Origin of the sequence: Anoxynatronum sibiricum (genome assembly GCF_039414295.1) — a bacterium.
In the GTDB taxonomy this organism is placed as follows: domain Bacteria; phylum Bacillota; class Clostridia; order Peptostreptococcales; family Tindalliaceae; genus Anoxynatronum; species Anoxynatronum sibiricum.
In genome coordinates, this window is sequence record NZ_JBCITM010000003.1 from 21,360 (window position 1) to 43,552 (window position 22,193).

The 22,193-nt window shown below is 49.0% G+C and carries 18 protein-coding genes, 1 pseudogene and 1 other annotated feature; of the genes and pseudogenes, 18 read left to right on the forward strand and 1 reads right to left on the reverse strand.

The window, feature by feature from the left end:
* Positions 1-79: 79 nt before the first annotated feature.
* The 4 genes and pseudogenes from AAIG11_RS03800 to AAIG11_RS03815 all read left to right on the forward strand — a co-directional run bounded on the left by AAIG11_RS03800 (position 80) and on the right by AAIG11_RS03815 (position 4,838).
* Positions 80-751, forward strand: a complete 672-nt coding sequence (locus tag AAIG11_RS03800; RefSeq protein ID WP_343184953.1) for a hypothetical protein — start codon at positions 80-82, stop codon at positions 749-751.
* A 119-nt stretch (positions 752-870) separates the two neighbouring features.
* A pseudogene (locus tag AAIG11_RS03805) lies at positions 871-1,020 on the forward strand (hypothetical protein); the annotation flags it as partial.
* Between the two features lie 27 nt (positions 1,021-1,047).
* Positions 1,048-2,907 carry a formate dehydrogenase subunit alpha gene (fdhF, locus tag AAIG11_RS03810; RefSeq protein WP_343185176.1) on the forward strand — a complete coding sequence of 620 codons (1,860 nt, stop codon included), beginning with the start codon at positions 1,048-1,050 and terminating at the stop codon, positions 2,905-2,907.
* Complete coding sequence (locus AAIG11_RS03815) at positions 2,904-4,838, forward strand: 4Fe-4S dicluster domain-containing protein (RefSeq protein WP_343184954.1); 1,935 nt, start codon at positions 2,904-2,906, stop codon at positions 4,836-4,838. The genes fdhF and AAIG11_RS03815 overlap by 4 nt, the downstream gene beginning before the upstream one ends.
* 56 nt (positions 4,839-4,894) lie before the next feature.
* On the opposite strand, the gene AAIG11_RS03820 is transcribed toward AAIG11_RS03815, so the two are convergent.
* Positions 4,895-5,389: a flavodoxin family protein gene (locus tag AAIG11_RS03820; protein ID WP_343184955.1), complete on the reverse strand. Its 495-nt coding sequence runs from the start codon at positions 5,387-5,389 to the stop codon at positions 4,895-4,897.
* 245 nt (positions 5,390-5,634) lie between these two features.
* Here AAIG11_RS03820 and AAIG11_RS03825 point away from each other — a divergent pair, with 245 nt between their 5' ends.
* From AAIG11_RS03825 to tyrS, 14 genes are all read left to right on the forward strand, one after another.
* Positions 5,635-6,399 (forward strand): SurA N-terminal domain-containing protein, encoded by a 765-nt coding sequence (locus tag AAIG11_RS03825; protein WP_343184956.1) that lies wholly within the window; start codon positions 5,635-5,637, stop codon positions 6,397-6,399.
* Between the two features lie 198 nt (positions 6,400-6,597).
* A complete protein-coding gene (trkA, locus tag AAIG11_RS03830) occupies positions 6,598-7,977 on the forward strand; it encodes a Trk system potassium transporter TrkA (RefSeq protein WP_343184957.1) in 1,380 nt (459 codons plus the stop codon).
* Positions 7,955-9,403 (forward strand): TrkH family potassium uptake protein, encoded by a 1,449-nt coding sequence (locus tag AAIG11_RS03835; protein WP_343184958.1) that lies wholly within the window; start codon positions 7,955-7,957, stop codon positions 9,401-9,403. Before trkA ends, AAIG11_RS03835 begins: the two co-directional genes overlap by 23 nt.
* Before the next feature lie 324 nt (positions 9,404-9,727).
* Positions 9,728-11,647, forward strand: a complete 1,920-nt coding sequence (gene thrS, locus AAIG11_RS03840) for a threonine--tRNA ligase (protein ID WP_343185177.1) — start codon at positions 9,728-9,730, stop codon at positions 11,645-11,647.
* A gap of 338 nt (positions 11,648-11,985) precedes the next feature.
* Entirely contained in the window at positions 11,986-12,492 is a 507-nt protein-coding gene (infC, locus tag AAIG11_RS03845; protein ID WP_283407917.1) for a translation initiation factor IF-3, read from the forward strand.
* A 33-nt stretch (positions 12,493-12,525) separates the two neighbouring features.
* A complete protein-coding gene (rpmI, locus tag AAIG11_RS03850; RefSeq protein ID WP_343184959.1) occupies positions 12,526-12,717 on the forward strand; it encodes a 50S ribosomal protein L35 in 192 nt (63 codons plus the stop codon).
* 36 nt (positions 12,718-12,753) lie between these two features.
* On the forward strand, positions 12,754-13,113 hold the full coding sequence (gene rplT / locus AAIG11_RS03855) for a 50S ribosomal protein L20 (protein ID WP_283407765.1): 360 nt from the start codon (positions 12,754-12,756) through the stop codon (positions 13,111-13,113).
* A gap of 197 nt (positions 13,114-13,310) precedes the next feature.
* Positions 13,311-14,666, forward strand: coding sequence for a TrkH family potassium uptake protein (locus tag AAIG11_RS03860; RefSeq protein ID WP_343184960.1), 1,356 nt, complete (start codon positions 13,311-13,313; stop codon positions 14,664-14,666).
* Positions 14,667-14,737: 71 nt separating this feature from the next.
* Positions 14,738-15,388 (forward strand): potassium channel family protein, encoded by a 651-nt coding sequence (locus AAIG11_RS03865; protein ID WP_343184961.1) that lies wholly within the window; start codon positions 14,738-14,740, stop codon positions 15,386-15,388.
* Entirely contained in the window at positions 15,388-16,221 is an 834-nt protein-coding gene (locus tag AAIG11_RS03870) for a TrmH family RNA methyltransferase (RefSeq protein WP_343184962.1), read from the forward strand. The genes AAIG11_RS03865 and AAIG11_RS03870 overlap by 1 nt, the downstream gene beginning before the upstream one ends.
* 82 nt (positions 16,222-16,303) lie before the next feature.
* Positions 16,304-16,558 (forward strand) — a binding site (T-box leader).
* Between the two features lie 91 nt (positions 16,559-16,649).
* Positions 16,650-17,669 carry a phenylalanine--tRNA ligase subunit alpha gene (gene pheS, locus AAIG11_RS03875; protein ID WP_343184963.1) on the forward strand — a complete coding sequence of 340 codons (1,020 nt, stop codon included), beginning with the start codon at positions 16,650-16,652 and terminating at the stop codon, positions 17,667-17,669.
* A gap of 214 nt (positions 17,670-17,883) precedes the next feature.
* Positions 17,884-20,286 (forward strand): phenylalanine--tRNA ligase subunit beta, encoded by a 2,403-nt coding sequence (gene pheT / locus AAIG11_RS03880; RefSeq protein WP_343184964.1) that lies wholly within the window; start codon positions 17,884-17,886, stop codon positions 20,284-20,286.
* A gap of 120 nt (positions 20,287-20,406) precedes the next feature.
* Positions 20,407-20,940 (forward strand): cell division protein ZapA, encoded by a 534-nt coding sequence (locus AAIG11_RS03885; protein ID WP_343184965.1) that lies wholly within the window; start codon positions 20,407-20,409, stop codon positions 20,938-20,940.
* 29 nt (positions 20,941-20,969) lie between these two features.
* Entirely contained in the window at positions 20,970-22,193 is a 1,224-nt protein-coding gene (gene tyrS, locus AAIG11_RS03890; protein WP_343184966.1) for a tyrosine--tRNA ligase, read from the forward strand.

Consider the following 22,193-nt stretch of genomic DNA (forward strand, 5'->3'; position numbering starts at 1 on the left):
CCATGCCGGCAGCCTTGTGACTGCCGGTTTTTTGCGCTACAATGAAATTCACCAAACGTGTGAGGAGGGGAATCGTTTCATGGAAGCTGTGATTCTTGCATCCATTCCATTCACATTGTCTCGTTCAGAACTGGCAACAAGGCTGGCAATTCCGGAAGAATCACCGCGATGGAGACGGGTATCGGCGCTGGCACGGCAGGCGGAATCTGTAGGTAATCTGGGCGGGGCCTATCTTCCGGTGACCATTGATGACACAGGAGACGGATTTGTCACTGCCGCTGGTATTCGCATCGACAGCCGGATTCTACAGGAACAGACAGCGCAACCACAGCTGATTTTCCCCTTTCTGGCAACCTGCGGTCGATCTCTGGAAGACTGGGCCCAAAGCTTCACCGGGATTACTGACCGGTATGTGGCAGAGCTGATGACGGAAATAGCCTGCCAACAGGCCCTGGAAAAGCTGCTGGAAGAAGTGGACACCCGTTATTGCCTGACTAATGCATCCATGGTGAATCCCGGCTCTTTGGAAGACTGGCCCCTGGCAGGTCAGACTCAAATATTTGAATTGTTGCATCAGGCAGCATTTGAGGTGGGTGTCACCCTTTCCCGGGACTTGCTGATGAGTCCCCTGAAATCAATGTCGGGCATCCGCTTTTCGGGAAAAACCCTGCATCGGAACTGCAGCCACTGTCCGCGAAAAGAGTGTATTGGCCGGCACGACCCCTATGAAAACCCTGTTAACAGAAAATGAGGACACAAGAAGGACATAGTGATGCGTTTCGTTTCTTTTAACAGGGGTATTTTTTTGCCAGGGACAAAAGGCAGAAAAAATGCCTTATTCAGAAAAAAGTCTTCAAAGGAGGAACTCATGTGAAACGCAAAGAAACCACCTGTGGGTACTGTGGCTGCGGCTGTGGCATTTATGTCAATATGGCCGATGATGGTACCATGCTGGGGGTGACTCCCAGCTATAACCATGTGGTCAGCCAGGGAAAGCTTTGCTCCAAAGGCTGGCACGGGTTTGCCTTCGTCAAAGATTCCCGGCGTTTGTCCAGTCCCCTGATCCGCCAGGCTGACGGATCATTCCGGGAAGCTTCCTGGGAAGAGGCATATGAAAAAGTGGCGACAGGCCTGAAAGCTGCCATGACTGGCGGCGACAATACCAATACCATTGGAGTGGTCACCTCTGCCCGCTGTACCAACGAAGAAAACTTCATGTTGGTAAAACTGGCCCGGGCCGGGCTGAAGACCAGCAGCATCGATCATTGCGCCCGTCTCTGACACAGCCCTACGGTGGAAGGTCTTTCCACCTCCTTCGGCGCCGGCGGCATGACCAACTCCATTGATGAAGTCAGTGATGCAGAACTGATTCTGGTCATAGGGTCTAACACCACAGAGCAACACCCGCTGGTGGGCACCCGCATTTTTGAAGCTCTTGAAAAAGGGGCACAGCTTTATGTGGTGGACCCACGAAAAATTCGCCTTACCGATTTTGCCCACGCCTATGCGCCCATTGAGCCCGGCACCAACCTGGCCTTTATCAATGCCATGATGCAGGTCATTATTGAGGAAGATCTGGTAGACCAGCATTTTATCGAAACCCGCACCGAAAATTATGAAGCGGTGAAGGCATCAGTGGCCCACTGCACGCCGGAATGGGCGGCCCCCATCACCCGACTGACGGCGGAAACTATCCGCCAGTTTGCCCGCACCTACGCAAAAACGGATAAGGCCATGATTCTTTTCACCATGGGAGTGACCCAGCAGACAACCGGCGTTAAAAGCATCCGGGCGCTGGCTAATCTGGCCATGATGACCAACCACGTGGGACGCCCTTCAACAGGGATCAACCCCCTGCGGGGACAGAACAATGTGCAGGGTGCCGGCGATATGGCAGCCCTTCCCAACTATCTCCCCGGATACCAGTGGCCGGAATGGCCGGAGACGAAAGAACGCTTTTCAAAAGTATGGGGTGATTTCTCCTGTCTGCGAGGTAATAACATTATTCAAATGTTTGATCTCATGGATGAAGGCATCATGAAGGCCATGTACATTGTGGGTGAAAATCCGGTGCTGTCTGACCCTGATCAAACCCACACCATTCATGCCCTGGAAAAAATCCCTTTTCTGGTGGTACAGGATATTTTCCTCACAGAAACAGCCCGGTATGCCGATGTGGTGTTGCCAGCCGCCAGTTTTCTGGAACGGGACGGCACCTATACCAATACAGAACGGCGGGTACAGCTGATCCGCAAAGTGATTGAACCCGTGGGAGATTGCAAGCCGGACTGGGAAATCATCAATGAGATCATGAAGCGGATTGGCATGGCGGTGGATTACCAGTCGCCGACCCAGGCGATGGATGAGATCAATCTGCTGGTGGATTCTTACGGCGGCATCACCCATGAGCGGATTCAGGAAGTGGGTCTGCAATGGCCCTGTCCCGCCAAAGATCATCCCGGAACACCCATTCTTCATGAGGGTGAGTTTAAACGCGGGAAAGGTCTTTTCACTGTCAATGACTGGGAACTCATCGGCGACCAGCGCAGCGAAGTATTTCCCTTCATCCTCACCACCGGGCGGGTGACCCATCACTATCATACCGGCACCATGACCCGGAAAATTTGGACACTGGACAGGGAATACCCCAAAGGCTTTGTGGAAATTCATCCCAAAGATGCGGCAGATCTGGGAATTCGGGAACATCAGGAGGTGCGCATCACCTCAGCCCGGGGCACCATTACGGCACCGGCAATGATCACTGACCGAATCAATGAAAAAACCGTATTTATCCCCTTTCACTTTGCAGAAATCCCCGTCAACCGGCTCACCGGCAGAAACTTGGATCCCATTATCAACATTCCCGCCCTGAAAGTATCGGCGGTTCGAATCGAGGTGGCGTCATGAGTGAAAGAAGGTTGTATACCCTAAAGAAGAAAAGTTTGGATGCTGTTCTGGAAACATGGAACCAGCAAACACCTGTGTATGTTCCCAGTGGCCGGGGAAAGGATATTACCCTTCAGCCTATGGATGAGGTACAGCGGACAGAAGACTATATTAATCTCACACTTCCGGTGAAAGAAATGGTGTTTGAGCAGAAGGAAGCTCTTTTCAGCTGGGAACGCAGGGAATCAGGCGTTCAGGTGGAAAACCTGGCCCATCGCCATGCCGGCAATCGGATACTCTACGGTGTTCGCGCCTGTGATACCTATGGCATTGCCTATACTGACCGTTTTTATCTCAAAGAATTCTTGGATCCCAACTACCAGTCAAGACGGGAAACCGTGACAATTGTGGCTGTCAACTGCCTGCGGGCAGGAAAGCACTGCTTCTGTACTTCTGTGGGTACCGGCGTCTTTTCCACCGTTGGCCATGATCTGGCACTGACAGAACTGGAGGAAAAATATCTGGTGGAAGTGGCCACTGAAAAAGGACAAGTTCTGATTGATGCGGCTGCAAAGTGGTTTACACCGGCAGTTTCCCAACTGATGCAGGAAAAAGAGACGCTTCGGCAACAGGTGGAAGAAAGCTTCCCTCTGAAAATGGATCTCACCAATCTATGGGATGACATGGCCCGCACCTTTGATGCCGATTTCTGGCTGGACGAAGCCCACGCCTGTATTGGCTGTACCGGCTGTACCAATGTATGCCCCACCTGTACCTGTTTCAATGTGGTGGAAGAGAGACAACAAGAAAACCAGGGGGAGCGGGTGCGCTACTGGGATTCTTGTCAGAGCGACCATTTCACCCGGAATGCAGAGCATCATAATCCCAGGGATGCGGTTTCCCGGGTGCGTTACCGCATTTATGACAAACTGAAGTACATTGAGGAACGGTTCGGATACAAGGGTTGTTCCGGTTGTGGCCGCTGTACTGATGTGTGTCCCACCTATATCAGCATTATTGACATTATTCATGCCATGCAGCAAACAGTCAGAGAGCAGGCCACCGAACCGGCAGTTCATCAGATCACTGCCATGCGCCATGAAATTTACGACCGTGAAGTTAACGCCCGCCGGGGGCTATATGCCCCCGATGTGGCTACCATTACCCGTATGAAACAGGAGACGTCTGAAATCAAGCGGATGTTTGTGACGTATGATGATTCCTCCCGCCGGGTACAGGACGCACACAAAGGTCAATTCTTTCAGGTCACGGTGTTTGGAGAGGGAGAAGTACCTCTGTCCATCCCCTTTGGACCGGATCAGCAGGATGAACTGGTTTTCGACTTTAAAAATGTGGGATCAGTCACAGAGACGCTGTACCAGATGCGGCCCGGTGATAAAATTGGCCTTCGGGGACCCTACGGCAGAGCTTTTCCCTATGAGCCCCTGAAAGGGCGCCACCTGGTTTTTGTTGGGTCCGGTGTTGCCATGGCACCCCTGCGCACCATTCTGGAGCCGGTATTAAAAAATCGGGAAGATTTTGGCCGGGTGGAAATTATGGCCAGTGCCCTGCGCTACGAAAAACTGATTTACAAAGATGAAATGAAGGTATGGGGTCAGGCGTCGGGGGTGACAGTGCATTATGCCCTGAAAGACCCCACTGATCAGGTGGAAGCCCACAACGGCTACGTGAACGATCTTTTACCGGGGCTGAAACTGGACTGGCAGCACACCACCGCTTTGGTGTGTGCTTCTCCCAGCCGCATCAAAAAAGTGGCTAAAGACTTAATGGCCCTGGGAATGAAACCAACCGACATTCTGGTGACTCTTGAAACCCACATGCGGTGTGGTGCGGGCAAATGCGGCCACTGTAAGGTAGGGAGTCATTACATGTGCGTCGACGGGCCTGTCTTCACCTATGAAGAAATGATGACCCTGCCGCCGGAGTATTAATAAAATGATAAGGCACCCATCAGACTTCTCTGAGCAAGTGGTCTGATGGGTGTCTTTTATTGCGATAAGTGGCGTGCCCAGTCTGAAGCCTGTTGAATACATTCCTCTGTGTGATTCTTCAAGGGCTCAAAAAAATCGATGGTGTCAAGCACCTGGCTGTCAGGCAGATGTGCCTTCATGTGAAGAAATGTCTTGCCGTTCTGACCGCCATGGCAGCTGAAAAGGGCCACTTGTTTGCCGCTGAAATCAACTTCTTCAAGAAGTGTCGCAATGGGAGGTGAGTAGGTCCATGCCCATACCGGTGTTCCAATAATAATGAGATCATATTCTTGGGGATTGAGAGATAGAGGCATCAATGTGGGTTTTCGTTTCATCATCACCTGGCTGCCACCCCAGAAATATTTTGAAAAACCTTTGGAGCGGATCTCCTTTTTGGGAGCAATGGCGAAAATGTCAGCGTCAATGGCCTTTGCCATGGTTTCTGCCATGAGTTTCGTATTGCCTTCCAGGGAGTAGTAGATCACCAGCTTTTTTAATGAAGAGGGACTCATATAATCAACTTCCTTTCCATGATACTGAAGATGGTTAAACGGCTAGTTCATTTGGAAATACCCTGTGAAACTGTTTCTAATCACAAGACAGAAAACAGTCTTTTGGCGGATATACGTACTGATGATTGCTTTAACGCACCTTGCTGTTTGTGGATGTGATCATCAACGATTTGCATTATTTTGTCTCATATGTTACCATGAGCCCGTAGCTTATCAGCCAAAGTGAAAGGAGCTTGACAATGTACATGAAAAGTCAAAAAAATAAAAAAACCGGGATCAGTAAAGTCGCAGGACTTCTGGTGCTGATGTTGATGATCGCACTGCTGGCCGCTTGTGGTGGTTCCGAAGAACCGGAAGCTGCTGAGGTGGAGCTTGGTGAACCGGTGGCCATGGTGAATGGCAATGCGATTTATCAGGGTTCCTTTGACCGCACCACAGAACGAATGATCTGGTCCTATGAGCAACAGGGGATGGACTTCAGCGGAGAAGAAGGCGATGAACTACGGCTGCAGGTGGAAGAAAGCGTTTTGGAACACCTGATTCAGCAGGCAGTGATGCTTCAGGAGGCAGAGAAGCTTTCTTTGGAAGTAAACGAAGAGGCGGTTGAAACTGAGTTTGAGAATTTGAAAAGCCAGTTCGAAACAGAGGAAGCTTTCAAAGACATCCTGGAACGCACCATGTTCACTGAAAGAGAACTGAAAGAAACCCTTAAAATCGAAATGACCATTGAAGCACTTTTGCAGCATGCTGTGGGAGATATGGAAGTGGAAGAGGCTGAGCTGCAGGAAATGTACAGCTTCTACGAAATGCAGTATGAAATGCAAATGGAGGCCATGGAAGAAAGCGGGCAGGAACTGTCACCGGAAGAACTGGCCATGATGGAACTGCCACCTTATGATGAAATGAAAGAAATGCTTCGGAACCAGCTTTTGCAGGAAAAACAGCAGGAAGCCATGATGGTTTACGTGGACGAGTTAATGGAAAGCAGTGATATTCAAAAGCTCATGTAATCAAATTTACGGCGCAGTGTCATACGGCACTGTGCTTTTGCTATGGTACGGGAAAATGTGATGATAACTTTGCGCGGGCGGTTTTGTGGTTGCTGGTTTCAGTGACCTTATGATACAATACATGAACAATGCCAGTTGAGATAACGTTATGATGGCAGTTTGCAGCTATGGAAAAGATGGAAAGTGAGGAGCAGTCTAATGAAAGTGCTGATTGTGGGCATGGGCAAGTTGGGCTATCAGCTTGCGGAAGCATTTGCCATTAAAGATAATGATGTGGTGGTGATGGACCAGAAGCAGGCAGCCTTGCAAAAAACAGCTGATCAGTTGGATGTGTTAGCCATTCAGCATAATGGAGTGGAAATCACCAGTCTGAAAAAGGCCAACATTGGTGAACTGGATCTGACCATTGCTGTTACTGATGATGATGAGACCAATATCCTCATTGCTTTTTTATCAAAGCGCATGGGCTGTCAACGCTCCATTGCGCGGGTGCGTAACCCGGAGTATTCCCGCCAGTCAGATTTCATTAAAGAAGAAATGAATATCGATTATATTGTCAACCCGGAGCAAACAACTGCTCAGGAAATCCGCAACTATCTGTTGAGGGATATGTCCATGCATGTGGAAGATTTTGCTCAGGGAAGAATCGTGATGGCGGATGTGCATGTCAATCACATGTGTAATATAGCCGGATACCAGTTAAAGGATCTGAACATCCGGGAAAAAGTGCTGGTGGCTGCTATTGTCAGGGAAGGCGACATTGTGATACCGCACGGAGAGACTCTTATTGAAGAAACCGATGTTCTTTATCTCATTGGAGAAAGTGAAGACGTTGCCAGTTTTTCTGGGAGGTGCGGTGTTTCCACTGAAAAAAAAGAAGTGGATAATGTGGTAATATTGGGTGGGGGTCGCATTGGATACTACCTGACTGAATACCTGGTGGATCTGGGAATGAACATAAAAATTATTGAGAGCAATCGGGAAAGGTGCAAATACCTGGCAGAAACCTTCGGGAATGTACTGGTCATCAACGGAGACGGCACCGATATCAACCTGCTGAAAGAGGAAGGAGTTTTCGGAGCAGATGCTTTGATTTGCCTCACGGGGCTGGATGAAGAAAACCTTCTGTTGGCACTGCTGGCCAAACAGTTTGGTATGAAGCATGTGATTTCGAAAGTGAGCCGCCCCAATTATATTCCCATCATCGAAAAACTTGGGGTTGATGTGGCGGTGAATCCGGTGACCATTACGGCTAGTGAAATTCTCCGGTATGTACTGGGAGGCAAAGTGGCTTCCATCTCGTTGTTACTGGGCGGCTCGGCAGAAGCGCTGGAAATTGTCATTAAACCAGAGGCTTATGTGACCCGGGACCAGCTTCAGTACTTGGAGCTTCCTAAAGGCATCATCATTGGTGCAGTGCTTCGGGGCGATGATGTGCTCATTCCAGACGGCACTACCCACATACGGCCGGAAGACCGGATCGTTGTATTTATTCTAAGTGGAGAAATGTCCCGCATTGAAGAATACTTTTATCCACCCAGGAGAGGATTCTTAAGTGAACTATGGAATTATCGCTAAAGTGATTGGAAGTTTATTAATTTTTGAAGCTATCATGTTTGCCCCGGCCATGCTGGTGGGGCTATTATATGACGAAACCAGCGCCATTGTGTTTTTGGGTGTGATGTTACTCACTCTCACAGTGGGTTTGGTGTTGCAAAAAATCAGCGGTTCATCCAAGAGTATCCGGGCAAAAGAGGCTCTGATCATCGTGGCTGGCGGCTGGCTAGCGGTTTCTTTTTTTGGCGCACTTCCCTTTTACTTTTCCGGCGCTATCCCATCAATGATGGATGCGTTTTTTGAAACTATGTCAGGATTAACCACCACAGGAGCCACCATTCTGGAAGAAATTGAAGGTCTTGACAAAGGCATTCTATTTTGGCGATCCTTCACCCACTGGCTGGGGGGTATGGGAATTCTGGTGTTGACATTGGCTGTACTGCCGGCTTTGGGGGTGGGTGGATTTCAGATTTTCAAGGCAGAAACGCCTGGACCAGTGGCGGATAAACTGGCACCCAAAATGAAACACACGGCCACTATTCTCTATACGGCTTATCTGGGCATCACATTGCTGGAAACGGTGTTGCTGATGTTCGGCGGGTTGTCGCTGTATGAGGCCCTGGTGCACACCTTCGGTACTGTGGGCACCGGTGGTTTCTCAACACTGAATGCCAGTATTGGGGGGTATCACAGCGCTTACGTGCAATGGGTGATTGCCATTTTCATGGTGGCCTCCGGCATCAATTTCTCCCTCTACTACGCCCTCTACCGCAACCGGTTGCGGGATATTTACCAAAATGAGGAGTTGCGATTCTATCTGCTGATCATTGGCACCGCCACGCTGTTGATCTTTTTTAATTTGCAGTGGGAGTATCATGGCAGTGTCTTCACCACGTTGCGTCACGCTTTTTTTCAGGTGGCTTCCATCACCACCACTACTGGGTATGCCACGGTGGATTATGAAGTGTGGCCCCAGTTTAGCCAGTCGGTTCTCTTCTTTCTCATGTTTGTGGGTGGGTGCGCCGGTTCCACCGGTGGTTCCATCAAAGTGATTCGGCTGCTGGTACTGGTGAAACTGATTAGACGGGAAATCATGCGTATTCTGCATCCTCGGGCATTGGTGCCGGTGCGCATTCATCACCGAATGCTGGAACCTGATGTCATTGCCAGCGTTACCAGCTTTTACATTCTTTACCTGCTGATCATGGCAGTGGGTACCATGCTGCTCAGCCTTGAAGGCCTTGATCTGACCAGCTCATTCAGCGCGGTGGCCGCTACCCTTGGAAATATTGGGCCTGGCTTCGGTTTTGTGGGACCCACACAGAACTATGCTGCTTTCAGTACGCCTGCAAAAGGACTCATGTCCCTTTTCATGCTCATGGGACGGCTGGAGCTTTTCACTGTCTTTATTCTCATGACCCCCGACTTTTGGAAAGAACAGGCGTAGTTGCTTGACAGATCAACAAGGCAAGCGTATAATCAGTCATATAAACAAACCCTTCAGAATGGCCATGACACGGAACATGTCTCAGGTAACTCTTCAGTTGACAGAGAAAAGACGCCCTGGCTGAAAGCGTCTTATTGGCAGAACCCTGAGGTACCATCCGAATAGCTGCTTTCTATAATGGAAAGCCGGTGACTCCGTTATCGTCTTAATGAGATGACTGACCAGCGTACAAGTCAATTCAGGTGGAACCGCGAACCCTTTTCGCCCTGATCCCAGGGAGTGAAGGGTTTTTTGATGATTTAAAAAGGAGGAACAAAGATGTCCATGATTAAAGTGACACTAAAAGACGGCACTGTCCGTGAATACCCCAAAGGGGTAACCGTTCAGCAGGTGGCAGAAGATATCAGCCCTGGTTTGGCCAGAGCGGCTATTGGAGGCGAAATCAACGGAGCACCGGTTGATTATATCACGACGTTGGAGTCAGACGTTGAACTGAGTCTGGTGAAATTTGAAGATGAAGCAGGAAAGGTCTTTCTGCGGCACACTGGTTCCCACATTCTGGCCCAGGCAGTGAAGCGCCTCTACCCAGAGGCGAAACTCGCCATTGGCCCTGCCATCAAGGATGGCTTTTACTATGATATTGACACGGATCATCCCTTTACACCGGAGGATCTGGAAAAGATTGAAGCTGAAATGAAAAAAATCATCAAAGAAGATCATCAAGTTTCCCGTTTTGAGCTGCCCCGGGATGAAGCCATTGATTATGTGAAAAAACATGGGGAAGACTATAAAGTGGAACTCATCGAAGACCTGCCAGAAGATGCCCCCATTTCATTTTATCAGCAGGGAGAATTTGTCGATCTCTGCGCGGGTCCACATGCCCCTTCCACTGGGCGGGTGAAGGCCGTGAAGCTGATGAGCGTAGCAGGTGCCTACTGGCGGGGCAGTGAAAAGAACAAAATGCTGCAGCGGATTTACGGCACAGCATTTGACAAAAAAGCAGATCTGCAGGATTATCTTGACAAGATGGAAGAAGCCAAAAAACGTGACCATCGTAAGATCGGCAAAGAGATGGATCTCTTCAGCATTCAGGAAGAAGGTCCGGGCTTTCCTTTCTTTCATCCCAAGGGCATGGTCATTCGTAATGAACTGGAAAATTTTTGGCGCTATGAACATGTAAAACGGGGATATGATGAAATTAAAACCCCCATTATTCTCAACGAAGACCTGTGGCATCAGTCGGGTCATTGGGATCATTACCAGGAAAACATGTACTTCACACAGATTGATGAGGGTAATTATGCTGTCAAGCCCATGAACTGCCCCGGTTCCATTCTGGTATTCAAACGTAAAATGTACAGTTACCGGGATTTGCCGCTTCGCATGGGTGAGCTGGGATTGGTGCATCGCCACGAAATGTCGGGCGTTCTTCATGGGCTGATGCGGGTGCGCTGCTTCACACAGGACGATGCCCATATCTTCATGCTGCCGGAGCAGATCAAAGACGAGATTATCGGGGTCATCGACTTTGTTGACTACGTTTATAAAATGTTCGGATACAAATACCATGTGGAGCTCTCCACCAGACCTGAAGATTCCATGGGAACCCAGGAAGAATGGGATCTGGCCACGGAGGCGCTGCGGGAAGCCCTGGATGCCCGGGGACTGGCTTATAAAATCAACGAAGGTGACGGCGCGTTCTATGGCCCCAAAATTGATTTTCATCTGGAAGACTGCATTGGCAGAACCTGGCAGTGTGGCACCATTCAGCTGGATTTTCAGATGCCTCAGCGTTTTGATATCAATTATGTGGGTGCGGATGGTGAGAAGCACCGTCCCATCATGATTCACCGGGTTATTTTCGGCAGTATTGAGCGGTTTATTGGGATTCTCATCGAGCATTTTGCCGGCAAATTTCCATTGTGGCTGGCACCGGTGCAGGCACGCATTCTGCCCATCTCGGAACGACATTATGAAGCGGCCAAAGGGTTGCAGCAGCAGCTGTCAGAAGCAGGGATCAGGGTAGAACTGGATGACCGCAATGAAAAAATCGGATATAAAATTCGGGAAGCCCAGTTACAGAAAGTGCCGTATATGATGATTATGGGAGACCGGGAAGTGGAAGAGAATAAGGTGAATCTGCGAAGCCGTGACCGCGGTGAGCTGGGTGCTGTGGATGCTGATGAGTTGATGGCTTCCCTGATCAAGGAAATTAAGGAAAAACAATTGCCCCAGGAGGCATAAAGGGCTGGAAGGTTATTTTCATCGGATTATAGAAATATCATCCTGGGCATTGACATCTGACCAATAACCTGATAGACTGTTTAATTGTCAAGAACAACAAGTAGAACGATCCGTTTCTCACCCTGCGGCAGCGACTCGACAGGGTCCATGACTGGTGCTTTCGATGGTGCTTGATGCCGGCAAATGAACGGCGGAGGCAGGTGGCCATCACTTCCTGGAGTTATAGAGGGAATGGTCTGAAAAGCAACAGTAAATGAAGAAACAGAAGCGGATTGGTCTTATGACCGATCCGCTTTTTATAGTCGCACTGTCAACAGAGTACAGGGAGGTGTCATACGATTAAAGAACTGCAAATTAATGAACAAATCAGGGACAAAGAGGTCAGACTGACTGATCAGAATGGTGAACAGCTGGGAATTGTATCTGGCAAAGATGCATTGCAGATGGCCATTGATCGAAATCTTGATCTGGTGAAAATTGCGCCCATGGCCAAGCCGCCGGTTTGCCGCATTATGGATTACGGCAAATACAAATATGAGCAGGCCAAAAAAGAAAAAGAAGCTCGCAAAAACCAGAAAGTGGTCAATGTGAAAGAAATTCGCCTAAGCCCCAACATTGAAGAACATGACATGCAGGTAAAAGCCAATCAGGCCATTAAGTTTCTAAAGGCCGGCGACAAAGTAAAAGTTACCCTGCGTTTCCGGGGGCGTCAGTTGGCCAACATTGGTCTGGGGCAGCGTGTAATGGATGCTTTCAAAGAGATATTGAGTGAAGCGGGGAATGTGGAAAAGGCGGCCAAGATGGAAGGTCGTCAGTTAATCATGTTCATTGCCCCCAAGCCATAAATAACTGAACTTGCAAACAAGGAGGATAACACCATGCCAAAAATGAAGAGTCACCGTGGCGCTGCCAAGCGTTTCAAGAAAACAAAATCAGGATTCATTAAGCGTGCCAAGGCATTTAAAAGCCATATTCTGACGAAGAAGTCGGCCAAGCGTAAACGGAACCTGCGCAAAGCCACATCTGTTTTCAAGGGTGAGTTAAGAGCAGTTCGTCAGATGATTCAATAAGCGAAGACTGAAAGTCAAAAGAGGAGGATCAACACAATGGCTAGAATTAAAAAGGCAGTAAATGCCAAGAAAAAGCATAGAAAAATCCTGAAGTTGGCGAAAGGCTACCGCGGTGCCCGAAGCAAACTGTTTAAAACAGCTAACCAGACAGTAATGAAGGCTCTGAGCCATGCATACAAAGGTCGCAAACTGAAAAAGCGGGACTTCAGAAAACTGTGGATTACTCGTATCAATGCAGCCACTCGTATGAACGGCATGTCCTACTCCCGTTTCATGAATGGTCTGAAACTGGCGGGTATTGAAATGAACCGTAAGATGCTGGCAGAAATGGCCATCCATGACAAAGAAGGTTTCTCACAACTGGTGGAACTTTCCAAGAATAAACTAAACGCTTAAGACAAGACAAGTTCAAGTGAAGAGCCCTTGGAGGGGGACGAAATCATTCGCCCCCGCAAGGGCTTTAATCGTTTTCTTTTTAGGGTCATGGAAACAGGATCTTTCTCTTTTCAGGTGTTGAGACATCTGATATAGTAATAGCTGAAACAGGCGCCAGCATTCGGCGGGTGACGACATCGTGAAAAGGAAGGCAGAACATGAATAGTAATGGGTTGAAAAGCAGATTATATATGAATCCGGCACGTGTTTTGGTAATGGGATTTGCAGCGGTGATTTTGGTGGGAATGAGTTTGTTGATGCTGCCGGCGGCCTCGATTGATCAAGCCTCTGTCGGACTTGTGGATGCTCTCTTTACGGCCACATCAGCGGTATGTGTCACAGGACTTGTGGTGGTGGATACAGGGACCCACTGGACTGTGTTTGGAAAAACAGTGATTGCCTTCCTGATACAAATTGGCGGTATCGGATTTATGAGTATGGCGACTCTTTTTGCGGTGATGCTGGGGAAGCGAATTTCTTTAAAAGAGCGGCTTCTGATTCAGCAGGCAGTGGGACAAAATACCCTTTCGGGGGTGGTGCGTTTTTCACTTTATCTGCTGGCGCTGACCTTTGGGTTGGAACTGGTGGGTGCGCTGCTTCTTTCATTTCGTTTCGTGCCTGAATACGGCCTTGCCACAGGCGTTGGCTATGCAGTGTTTCACGCCATTTCAGCTTTTTGCAATGCAGGTTTTGATTTAATAGGAAATGGGCGCAGTCTGACTCCTTATGTGACAGATCCACTGGTGAACTTGACAATCGGCGGACTGGTGATTTTGGGGGGATTGGGATTTACGGTGGTCTTAGATATCGTTAATCACTATAAAACGCGCCGATATGCTTTGCATACCCGGCTGGTTCTTATGATGACAGTCATTTTGCTGGCAGGTGGAACATGCCTGTTTTTGTTGTTGGAATGGAACAATCCAGATACAATGGGAAACTTACATTTTCTTGAAAAAATACAGGCTGGTTTTTTTCAATCACTCACAACGCGAACAGCAGGATTCAATACCATTGATACGGCAGGTCTCACCACATCATCTCAGCTTTTAACAGTTATTCTGATGTTTATCGGCGGGTCACCGGCCTCAACAGCAGGAGGGATTAAAACCGTTACCTTTGGAGTCATGCTGATCATGGCTGTTTCCGTCATTCAGGGGAGGGAGAACGTGGAGATTTTCCGGCGAAAAATTCCCTTTGATATTGTGAATCGGGCGGTGACCATTCTGGTCATAGGGTTGCTGATGGTGGTGATAGTCACCATGGGATTATCGATTCTGGAGCCACAGTTTTCGTTTATGGAGGTATTATTTGAAGTGACTTCTGCATTTGGAACAGTAGGTCTTTCCACAGGAATCACATCCTTGCTCAGCACACCAGGAAAAGTGCTGCTGATTATCACCATGTTTGCCGGCAGAGTGGGTACTCTCACCATTGCCTTTGCACTGGCCAGTCGCCAGAGTCAGTATCAAAACCTGGTACATTATGCCGAAGAGCGGGTGATGGTGGGCTAATAAAGCAAGGGTATTGCCCTCCAAAGTGTTAACATATCGATTGTGGATGATGAATGTGGGGAGGAACATAAATGAAGCAATTTGCGGTTATTGGCTGTGGTCGTTTTGGGTCGGCTGTAGCCAAAACTCTTTACAAAAATGGGTACGACGTACTGGCCATTGATGAATGCGCTGACATTGTGCAGCACCTTTCGGAGAACGTAACTCATGCGGCCAGCATCGACGTAAAAGACGAACACGCTCTTCGGGCTGTGGGGATGCGCAACATAGATGTGGCTATTATAGCCATCGGTTCAGATATCAAAGCGTCCATCATGGCGACACTGGTAGTCAAGGAGCTGGGTGTCAAATATGTGGTGGCCAAGGCGCAGGATGAACTGCATGCCAAGGTGCTCTATAAAATTGGAGCAGACAGGGTGATTTTTCCCGAACGCGACATGGGTGTGCGTCTGGCATACAACCTTACCTCCACCAATATTTTAGACTATATTGAACTGGCACCTGACTATAGCATTATGGAAATCACTGCCCCGGAAAAATGGATAAATAAAACTCTGCAGGAAGCCAATGTGCGGTCAAAATATGGGTTAAGTGTTCTGGCGATCAAGCATGGCGAAGTTGTCAATGTTTCACCCCAGGCAGATGCGGTTGTGCAACGTGGAGATGTACTGGTGGTGGTGGGTCTAAATGATGACCTTCAAAAAGTACAGGAGAAGGTTTGATGAGATTAACCGGAATCAGCAGCACTGCCAATGAGATCTGCAAGAGAACGACTGCCCTTCATCAACGGCGCTTTCGTCGGGAGCAGGGGCTTTTTCTGCTGGAAGGATTCGGTGGGATACAGGATGCCCTGAAAGGCGGCTTAGAACCGGTTTATTTTATAGTTGACCATGTATTCGTCAGCCGGGAAGAAAATCAATCCTTGATCCAACACCTTTCAGCCTTTCAAATTCCTGGATACGAAATGCCTCCTCACTTGATGAAACGAATGGCAGACACAGAGCATCCTCAGGGGGTGCTGGCGGTCTTTCGTCAGCCGGTACATCAGGTACAACAACTGCTGGAGAAGCCCTGCGGATTTTGGCTCATGTTGGATCGGATTCAGGATCCGGGAAATTTGGGAACCCTCATTCGTTCGGCAGAAGCCGCCGGATTGACAGGTGTGCTGCTTACCCATGGTTCCACAGATCCATATAGTCCCAAAGCCCTTCGTGCGGCTACCGGGGCTGTCTTGCATTTGCCGGTGATTGAGTTATCGGAAGCCGATTCTGACGGAATCACCATTAAAAGAGCGGGTTTGCGTTTAGTGGGGGCGGCTCTTGAAGGCGGCAGTTCGTGTTATGAGCAGAGTTATCAAAGTCCACTGGTGTTGGTGATCGGCAATGAAGCCAAAGGAATCGGGGATGCTCTCATGAGAAACCTGGACCAGCGGGTGACCATTCCCATGAAAGGGACGATCCAATCCCTAAATGCGGCCATTGCAGGCAGTATTCTCATGTTTCATCTTGCCCGGGAACTGAACAGCCCTTCAGGGGAAGCCCCTTGTATTCCCTGAGAGCCTGTGGTATAATCGGTTCGATGGAATTGGGATATCATCGCTGTCAAGCTGTAAAAACGGCGGCGCAGCGGCGAAAGATTCAAAGGCTGTGAATGGGAGAGTACATTACAGAGGAGTTTCGAAAGAGAAAGGTGCCTCCGGCTGAAAGCGCCTGATCCTCACTGTGATGGAAGTTCGCCCGGGAGCTGCGGTGCTGAACCTGTCAGTAGGCATCGACGAAAAGACCACGTTACGGTTATGAGAGATTGACGGTGTCACAGGCCCACTGATGGGTTAGTGGTTGGATCGCCGTCAGTTATAAGGGTGGTACCGCGGAACAGCTTTCGTCCCTTCAGGGAGACGAGGGCTTTTTTTGTTACCTGAAACATCTGATTTATCATCAGCACAGCGGAGCATAATCATCCACTGGAAGGGAGTTTATGGAGATGGAAAAAAATCTGAAACAACTGGAGATCGAAGCAAGAGAAGTGTTGAAGGCTGCCAGAGATGCCAAAGAGCTGGAGAACCTCCGGGTGAAGTATCTGGGGAAAAAAGGCTTACTCACCGAGTTGCTGAGGAGTATGGGAAGCCTGCCAAAGGAAGAACGACCCCGCATGGGCCAGGTGGCCAACGAAGTGCGGGAGGCGGTGGAGGCCGCCATGAATGCAGCCCGGGATCGCATTGGCAGTCTGGAAATGGAAGCGCGGATTGCCCGGGAAACCATTGATATCACCATGCCTGGGAAAGTATTCTCCCAGGGAACAAAGCATCCGCTGACACAAACCCTTGATGAGTTGAAAGAAGTATTTATCGGGATGGGATTCACTGTGGCAGAAGGACCTGAAGTGGAAACAGTTACTAATAATTTTGACATGCTCAATGCTCCGAAAAATCACCCTTCCCGGGAGATGACGGATACCTTTTATATTAACGAACAGGTGATTTTAAGACCGCAGACATCGCCGGTCCAGGTGCGGGTGATGAAAAGCACCAAGCCGCCGATTCGCATCATTGCACCGGGACGTTGTTTTCGAAATGATACTCCTGATGCCACGCATTCCCCCATGTTTAATCAGCTGGAAGGACTGGTGGTGGATAAGAGCAGCACTCTTGGGGATCTGAAGGGTAGTCTCGAAATTTTTGCGCGACACCTTTTTGGAGAACACACACAGATCAAGTTTCGACCCCATTATTTCCCCTTCACTGAGCCCAGTGCTGAGGTGGATGTTACCTGCTTTAAATGCCAGGGGGAAGGCTGCAGTGTCTGTAAAGGCAGTGGATGGATCGAACTGCTGGGAGCCGGAATGGTTCACCCAAATGTGTTGCGCAATTGCGGTATCGATCCTGAAACATACAGCGGATGGGCATTTGGCATGGGAATTGATCGGATCGCCATGCAGAAGTACGGCATTGATGATATTCGGCTGCTCTATGAAAATGATCTGCGCTTCCTTTCACAGTTCTAAGGAAGAAGCTGCTAACTGACGATCCATAAGAAGGGTTAAAACAGACTGAAGTCCCGAAGATGTTCTGAATGACGTGTTAGACAGCTGGAAATGGCTTTCACCCTGGTGTATGCTCTCTGGTTCCATTTTCGATGGTGCACCTGTGGACTTCAACAGCATGAAGCAATGGGGTGGGTGCTGCAAAGAAGAACTGATGATAAGAGGAGGAGTAGCGATGCTGGTACCTGTTAAATGGCTGAAGGAATATGTGGCTTTATCAATGGATACAAAAGAATTTGCTGATCAGATGACCATGTCGGGATCAAAAGTGGAAGAGGTCAGAAATTGGGGAGAAAATCTTGAAAAATTGGTGATTGGAAAAATCATGTCCATCCAACCACATCCCAATGCTGATAAGCTGGTGGTGACCCAGGTGGATATAGGAGAAGAGAAACCGCTGCAAATTGTCACCGGTGCCACCAATATCAAAGAAGGCGATACAGTACCGGTTGCCCTTGAAGGCACCACACTTCCCAATGGTGTGACCATTGTGGGAGAAGACTTGAGGGGTGAGGCATCTCAGGGGATGATGTGCTCCCATGATGAGCTGGGAATTACCAAGAACCTGATTCCCGAAAGCATGAAAGACGGTATCTGGATTTTGGATGAAAAGACACCAGGCAGCCGGTTTATTGATGCACTTCCGGCAGTGGACCAAATCATCGAATTTGAAATTACTTCAAACCGACCTGACTGCATGAGTGTGATCGGTATTGCCAGAGAGGCGGCAGCCACCCTTGGTGAAACACTCAAACTGCCTGCAATCAACCTTAAAGAAGCTGGAACTGATTGGACAGATACTGCCAGTGTGCGTATAGATGATCCGGAAGGTTGCAGTCGTTATGTGGCGCGAAAAGTGGAGAATATTGTGATACGCCAGTCGCCCCAGTGGCTTCAGCAGCGATTGATGCAGGCAGGGGTGCGGCCCATCAACAATGTGGTGGATGTCACCAACTATGTGATGCTGGAAATGGGGCAGCCGCTTCACGCCTTTGATGCAGCCATCGTTGCCCGGCAGTCCATCGTTGTTCGCCGTGCAAAACCGGATGAAACCACCAAGACTTTGGACGGTACACTGCGCAAGCTCAATGACCAGATGACTCTCATCACCGACCTTGAAAAAGTGCTGGGGATTGCCGGTGTTATGGGTGGCGAAAATTCAGAGGTGACGACTGAAACCCGTGCCATTATACTGGAATCCGCCTGCTTCAACGCTGACCGCATCAGAAAAACCTCTCAGCAGCTGGGTCTTCGTACAGAAGCCTCTGCCAGGTTTGAAAAAGGGCAAGACCCTGAACTTTCGCTCATGGCAGCCAACCGGGCGTGTCAATTGCTGGAAGAACTTGAAGCCGGGCAGGTATGCCCGGGTGTTATTGATGTGTACCCCCAACCGGCAGCTCCCCGGGAAAACACCCTTCGGCCTCATCGGGTGAATGCGCTGTTGGGTACTGATTTAGAAGTGTCTGAGATGGTGGAAATCCTTCATGCACTGGAAATAAAAGCTCATGAAGCAGATGAAATCATTCACATTACCGTGCCCACTTTCCGGGGTGATCTTGTTCAGGAAGCGGATTTCATTGAGGAGATCGGCCGCATTTATGGCTATGACAAGATCAAGGCAACTCTGATGACGGGAGATATTATGGTGGGGGGGCTCTCTCACCGGCAGAAAATGGAGGAAGTTTTGAAACGTACCATGAGTGGGTTGGGTTGCTATGAAGCCGTCACCTATTCTTTTGTCAGTCCTTCGGGTGTCGATCTCAGCAGATTGCCTGAGGACAGCTTCAAGCGGGATTTTGTTCGGTTGTTGAATCCCCTTGGTGATGAAACCAGCGTGATGCGCACCACGCTTTTACCCAATATGCTGGAAGTGTTGCGTCGCAATGTGAGCCGCTCTGTTCCGGCAGGCAGCTTCTATGAGATCGGCCAAGTCTTTTACGGTCAACTGGATGAGGCAAAAGCGGTGCTGCCTCTGGAAGTCAAAGAGCTTGTGATGGGAGTTTATGGAGAGGGAAATGATTTCTTCGCCCTGAAGGGAATGCTGATTCATCTATTTAAGGCATTGGGACTGGCATCACCTGATTTTGAACGGGAATCCAATCACCCCACCTTTCACCCCGGACGTTGTGCCAATATATATGTGGGTGATCAACTGATGGGAACTCTTGGAGAAGTTCATCCCCTTGTTGCAGCCAACTATGATATGGACGACGTAAGGGTGTGTGTGGCAGAAATAAATGGCGATGCTGTCCTGGCAATGGCAAAAATAGAACCTCTCTACAAGCCCCTGCCCCGTTACCCGTCGGTTGTTCGTGATCTGGCAGTGGTGGTGGATAAAATGCTGTCGGTGCAAACCATCGAAATCCTCATACGCCGCCAGGCAGGTGAACTGCTGGAAGACTGCCGCCTTTTTGATGTATATCAGGGAGTGCAGGTGGGCGAAAACCAAAAAAGCGTGGCGTATACCCTCACATTCCGTCACAATGAACGTACCCTGAAAGATAGGGAAGTGAACCAGTGCTATGATGCAGTGGTGTCATCTCTCAAGAAAGAACTGAATGCAGTCCTGCGGGCATAAACCCCGTGAACCTTAACAAGAGCGGCATGCCATTACGCATGCCGCTTTTGGCAAGCTTTTCACAGCTCTAAAGGTGTGTTATAATGTAGGTCATTAATCCGGGCCAAGGGGTGAGAAACGGTGTCAGAAAAGAAAAACCGTGTACTGATACGCATCAACGGACAAGAGTATCCCATTGCAGGTAAGGAATCGAAAGAATACTTGATTCGGGTGGGATCCTATGTGGATGAAAAAATGCAGGAAGTCAGTCGTCTCAACCGCCAGCTGAGCGTTTCGCAGATCTCAGTACTCACAGCCATCAATGTGGCAGATGAAATGCTGAAGCTGAGGGATGCCTACGAGACATTGCAGCACACAAAACCCCCGACAAATGAAGAACTAAGCAATGTGAAACAAGAGCTGGATCAAAAAAACGGTTCGCTTCAGCAAGAAAAGGAGTATTCACGCACACTGCAGCGAAAACTGAACAACGTGAAACAGGATCAGGAAAAACTGCGGGAAAGTAACCAACAGCTATTGCGACAGCTAAGGGAAAAAGATCATGAGCTTGTCAACGCTCAGGAGATTATCGGAGATCTGCAAGAGCAGTTATATGAAAATCAGATGAAAGTGGCTACTTTGGAGAAACAGCAGGGGCAGACAGCTGAGGCTTAGTATTGCCCTGATTACAGGAGGAAACCCATATGTCCAACGTATTTGATGTGCTTAAAGAGAGAGGTTATGTTGCACAGGTAACCCATGAAGAAGATTTGCGGCAGCTGCTGGGGGAAAAACCGGTCACATTTTACATTGGGTTCGATGCCACAGCAGAAAGCCTTCATTTGGGTCACTATGTTCAGATCATGGTGATGATGCACCTGCAAAAGGCTGGTCATCGTCCGCTGGTCTTGCTGGGGGGCGGCACTACCATGGTGGGTGACCCCTCAGGGAAAACCGACATGCGTAAAATGCTCACTCAGGAGCAGATCCAACATAATGCATTGCGATTCAAAGCGCAGTTTGAACGGTTTTTGGAGTTTGACGAAGGCAAGGCGTGCATTGTGGATAATGCTGAATGGTTGCTGGAACTGAACTACATTGAATTTCTGCGCAACATTGGGCGGCATTTTTCAGTTAACAGAATGCTGGCTGCAGAATGCTATAAATCCCGCCTTGATCAGGGGCTTACCTTTTTGGAATTTAATTATATGATTATGCAGGCATACGATTTTCTGGAACTATATCGTCGGTATGACTGTCAGTTGCAAATGGGTGGCGACGACCAGTGGTCCAATATTCTGGCGGGGTATGAATTGATTCGTAAAGTAGAGCGGGATAATTCCTTTGCCCTCACTTTTCAGCTGTTGACCACCAGTGAAGGGAAAAAAATGGGCAAAACTGAATCTGGCGCTTTGTGGTTGGATCCCGAAAAAACATCCCCGTATGAGTTTTACCAATACCTTCGCAATGTGGATGACAGAGATGTGGAAAAAACCCTGAAACTGCTCACCTTTGTATCTTTGGAGGATATTAAAGAGCTATGCAGCGCCGAAGGGGCTGCCCTCAACAGGGCCAAAGAAGTACTGGCCTTCGAAGCGACCAAGATTGTACATGGTGAAGAAGCCGCCCGACATGCCCAGGAGGCAGCACGAGCTGCATTCAGCGGCGGTGTATCAGAAGACATGCCCACCACGGCGTTGAATGAAGCTGTTTTGAAAGATGGACTTGATATCCTGACACTGCTGATGGAAACCGGGCTGGCAGCCAGTCGTTCAGAAGCACGGCGACTGGTGCAACAGGGCGGGATCAGTATTAACGATGAAAAAATCGCTGCCATCGAAACGGTGGTCACCCTTGACTATTTAGATGCTGGGCAGATGATCATCAAAAAAGGCAAAAAAGTCTACCATCGAGTCATTGCAGAGTAA

Excerpts from the sequence above, each read along its gene's own strand:
- AAIG11_RS03815 (WP_343184954.1), top strand. The coding sequence starts at position 2,904 with ATGAGTGAAAGAAGGTTGTATACCCTAAAGAAGAAAAGTTTGGATGCT.
- tyrS (WP_343184966.1), top strand. The coding sequence starts at position 20,970 with ATGTCCAACGTATTTGATGTGCTTAAAGAGAGAGGTTATGTTGCACAG.
- rplT (WP_283407765.1), top strand. The coding sequence starts at position 12,754 with ATGGCTAGAATTAAAAAGGCAGTAAATGCCAAGAAAAAGCATAGAAAA.
- AAIG11_RS03860 (WP_343184960.1), top strand. The coding sequence starts at position 13,311 with ATGAATAGTAATGGGTTGAAAAGCAGATTATATATGAATCCGGCACGT.
- pheT (WP_343184964.1), top strand. The coding sequence starts at position 17,884 with ATGCTGGTACCTGTTAAATGGCTGAAGGAATATGTGGCTTTATCAATG.
- trkA (WP_343184957.1), top strand. The coding sequence starts at position 6,598 with ATGAAAGTGCTGATTGTGGGCATGGGCAAGTTGGGCTATCAGCTTGCG.
- AAIG11_RS03800 (WP_343184953.1), top strand. The coding sequence starts at position 80 with ATGGAAGCTGTGATTCTTGCATCCATTCCATTCACATTGTCTCGTTCA.
- AAIG11_RS03825 (WP_343184956.1), top strand. The coding sequence starts at position 5,635 with ATGAAAAGTCAAAAAAATAAAAAAACCGGGATCAGTAAAGTCGCAGGA.
- AAIG11_RS03865 (WP_343184961.1), top strand. The coding sequence starts at position 14,738 with ATGAAGCAATTTGCGGTTATTGGCTGTGGTCGTTTTGGGTCGGCTGTA.
- AAIG11_RS03870 (WP_343184962.1), top strand. The coding sequence starts at position 15,388 with ATGAGATTAACCGGAATCAGCAGCACTGCCAATGAGATCTGCAAGAGA.
- thrS (WP_343185177.1), top strand. The coding sequence starts at position 9,728 with ATGATTAAAGTGACACTAAAAGACGGCACTGTCCGTGAATACCCCAAA.
- pheS (WP_343184963.1), top strand. The coding sequence starts at position 16,650 with ATGGAAAAAAATCTGAAACAACTGGAGATCGAAGCAAGAGAAGTGTTG.
- AAIG11_RS03820 (WP_343184955.1), bottom strand. The coding sequence starts at position 5,389 with ATGAGTCCCTCTTCATTAAAAAAGCTGGTGATCTACTACTCCCTGGAA.
- rpmI (WP_343184959.1), top strand. The coding sequence starts at position 12,526 with ATGCCAAAAATGAAGAGTCACCGTGGCGCTGCCAAGCGTTTCAAGAAA.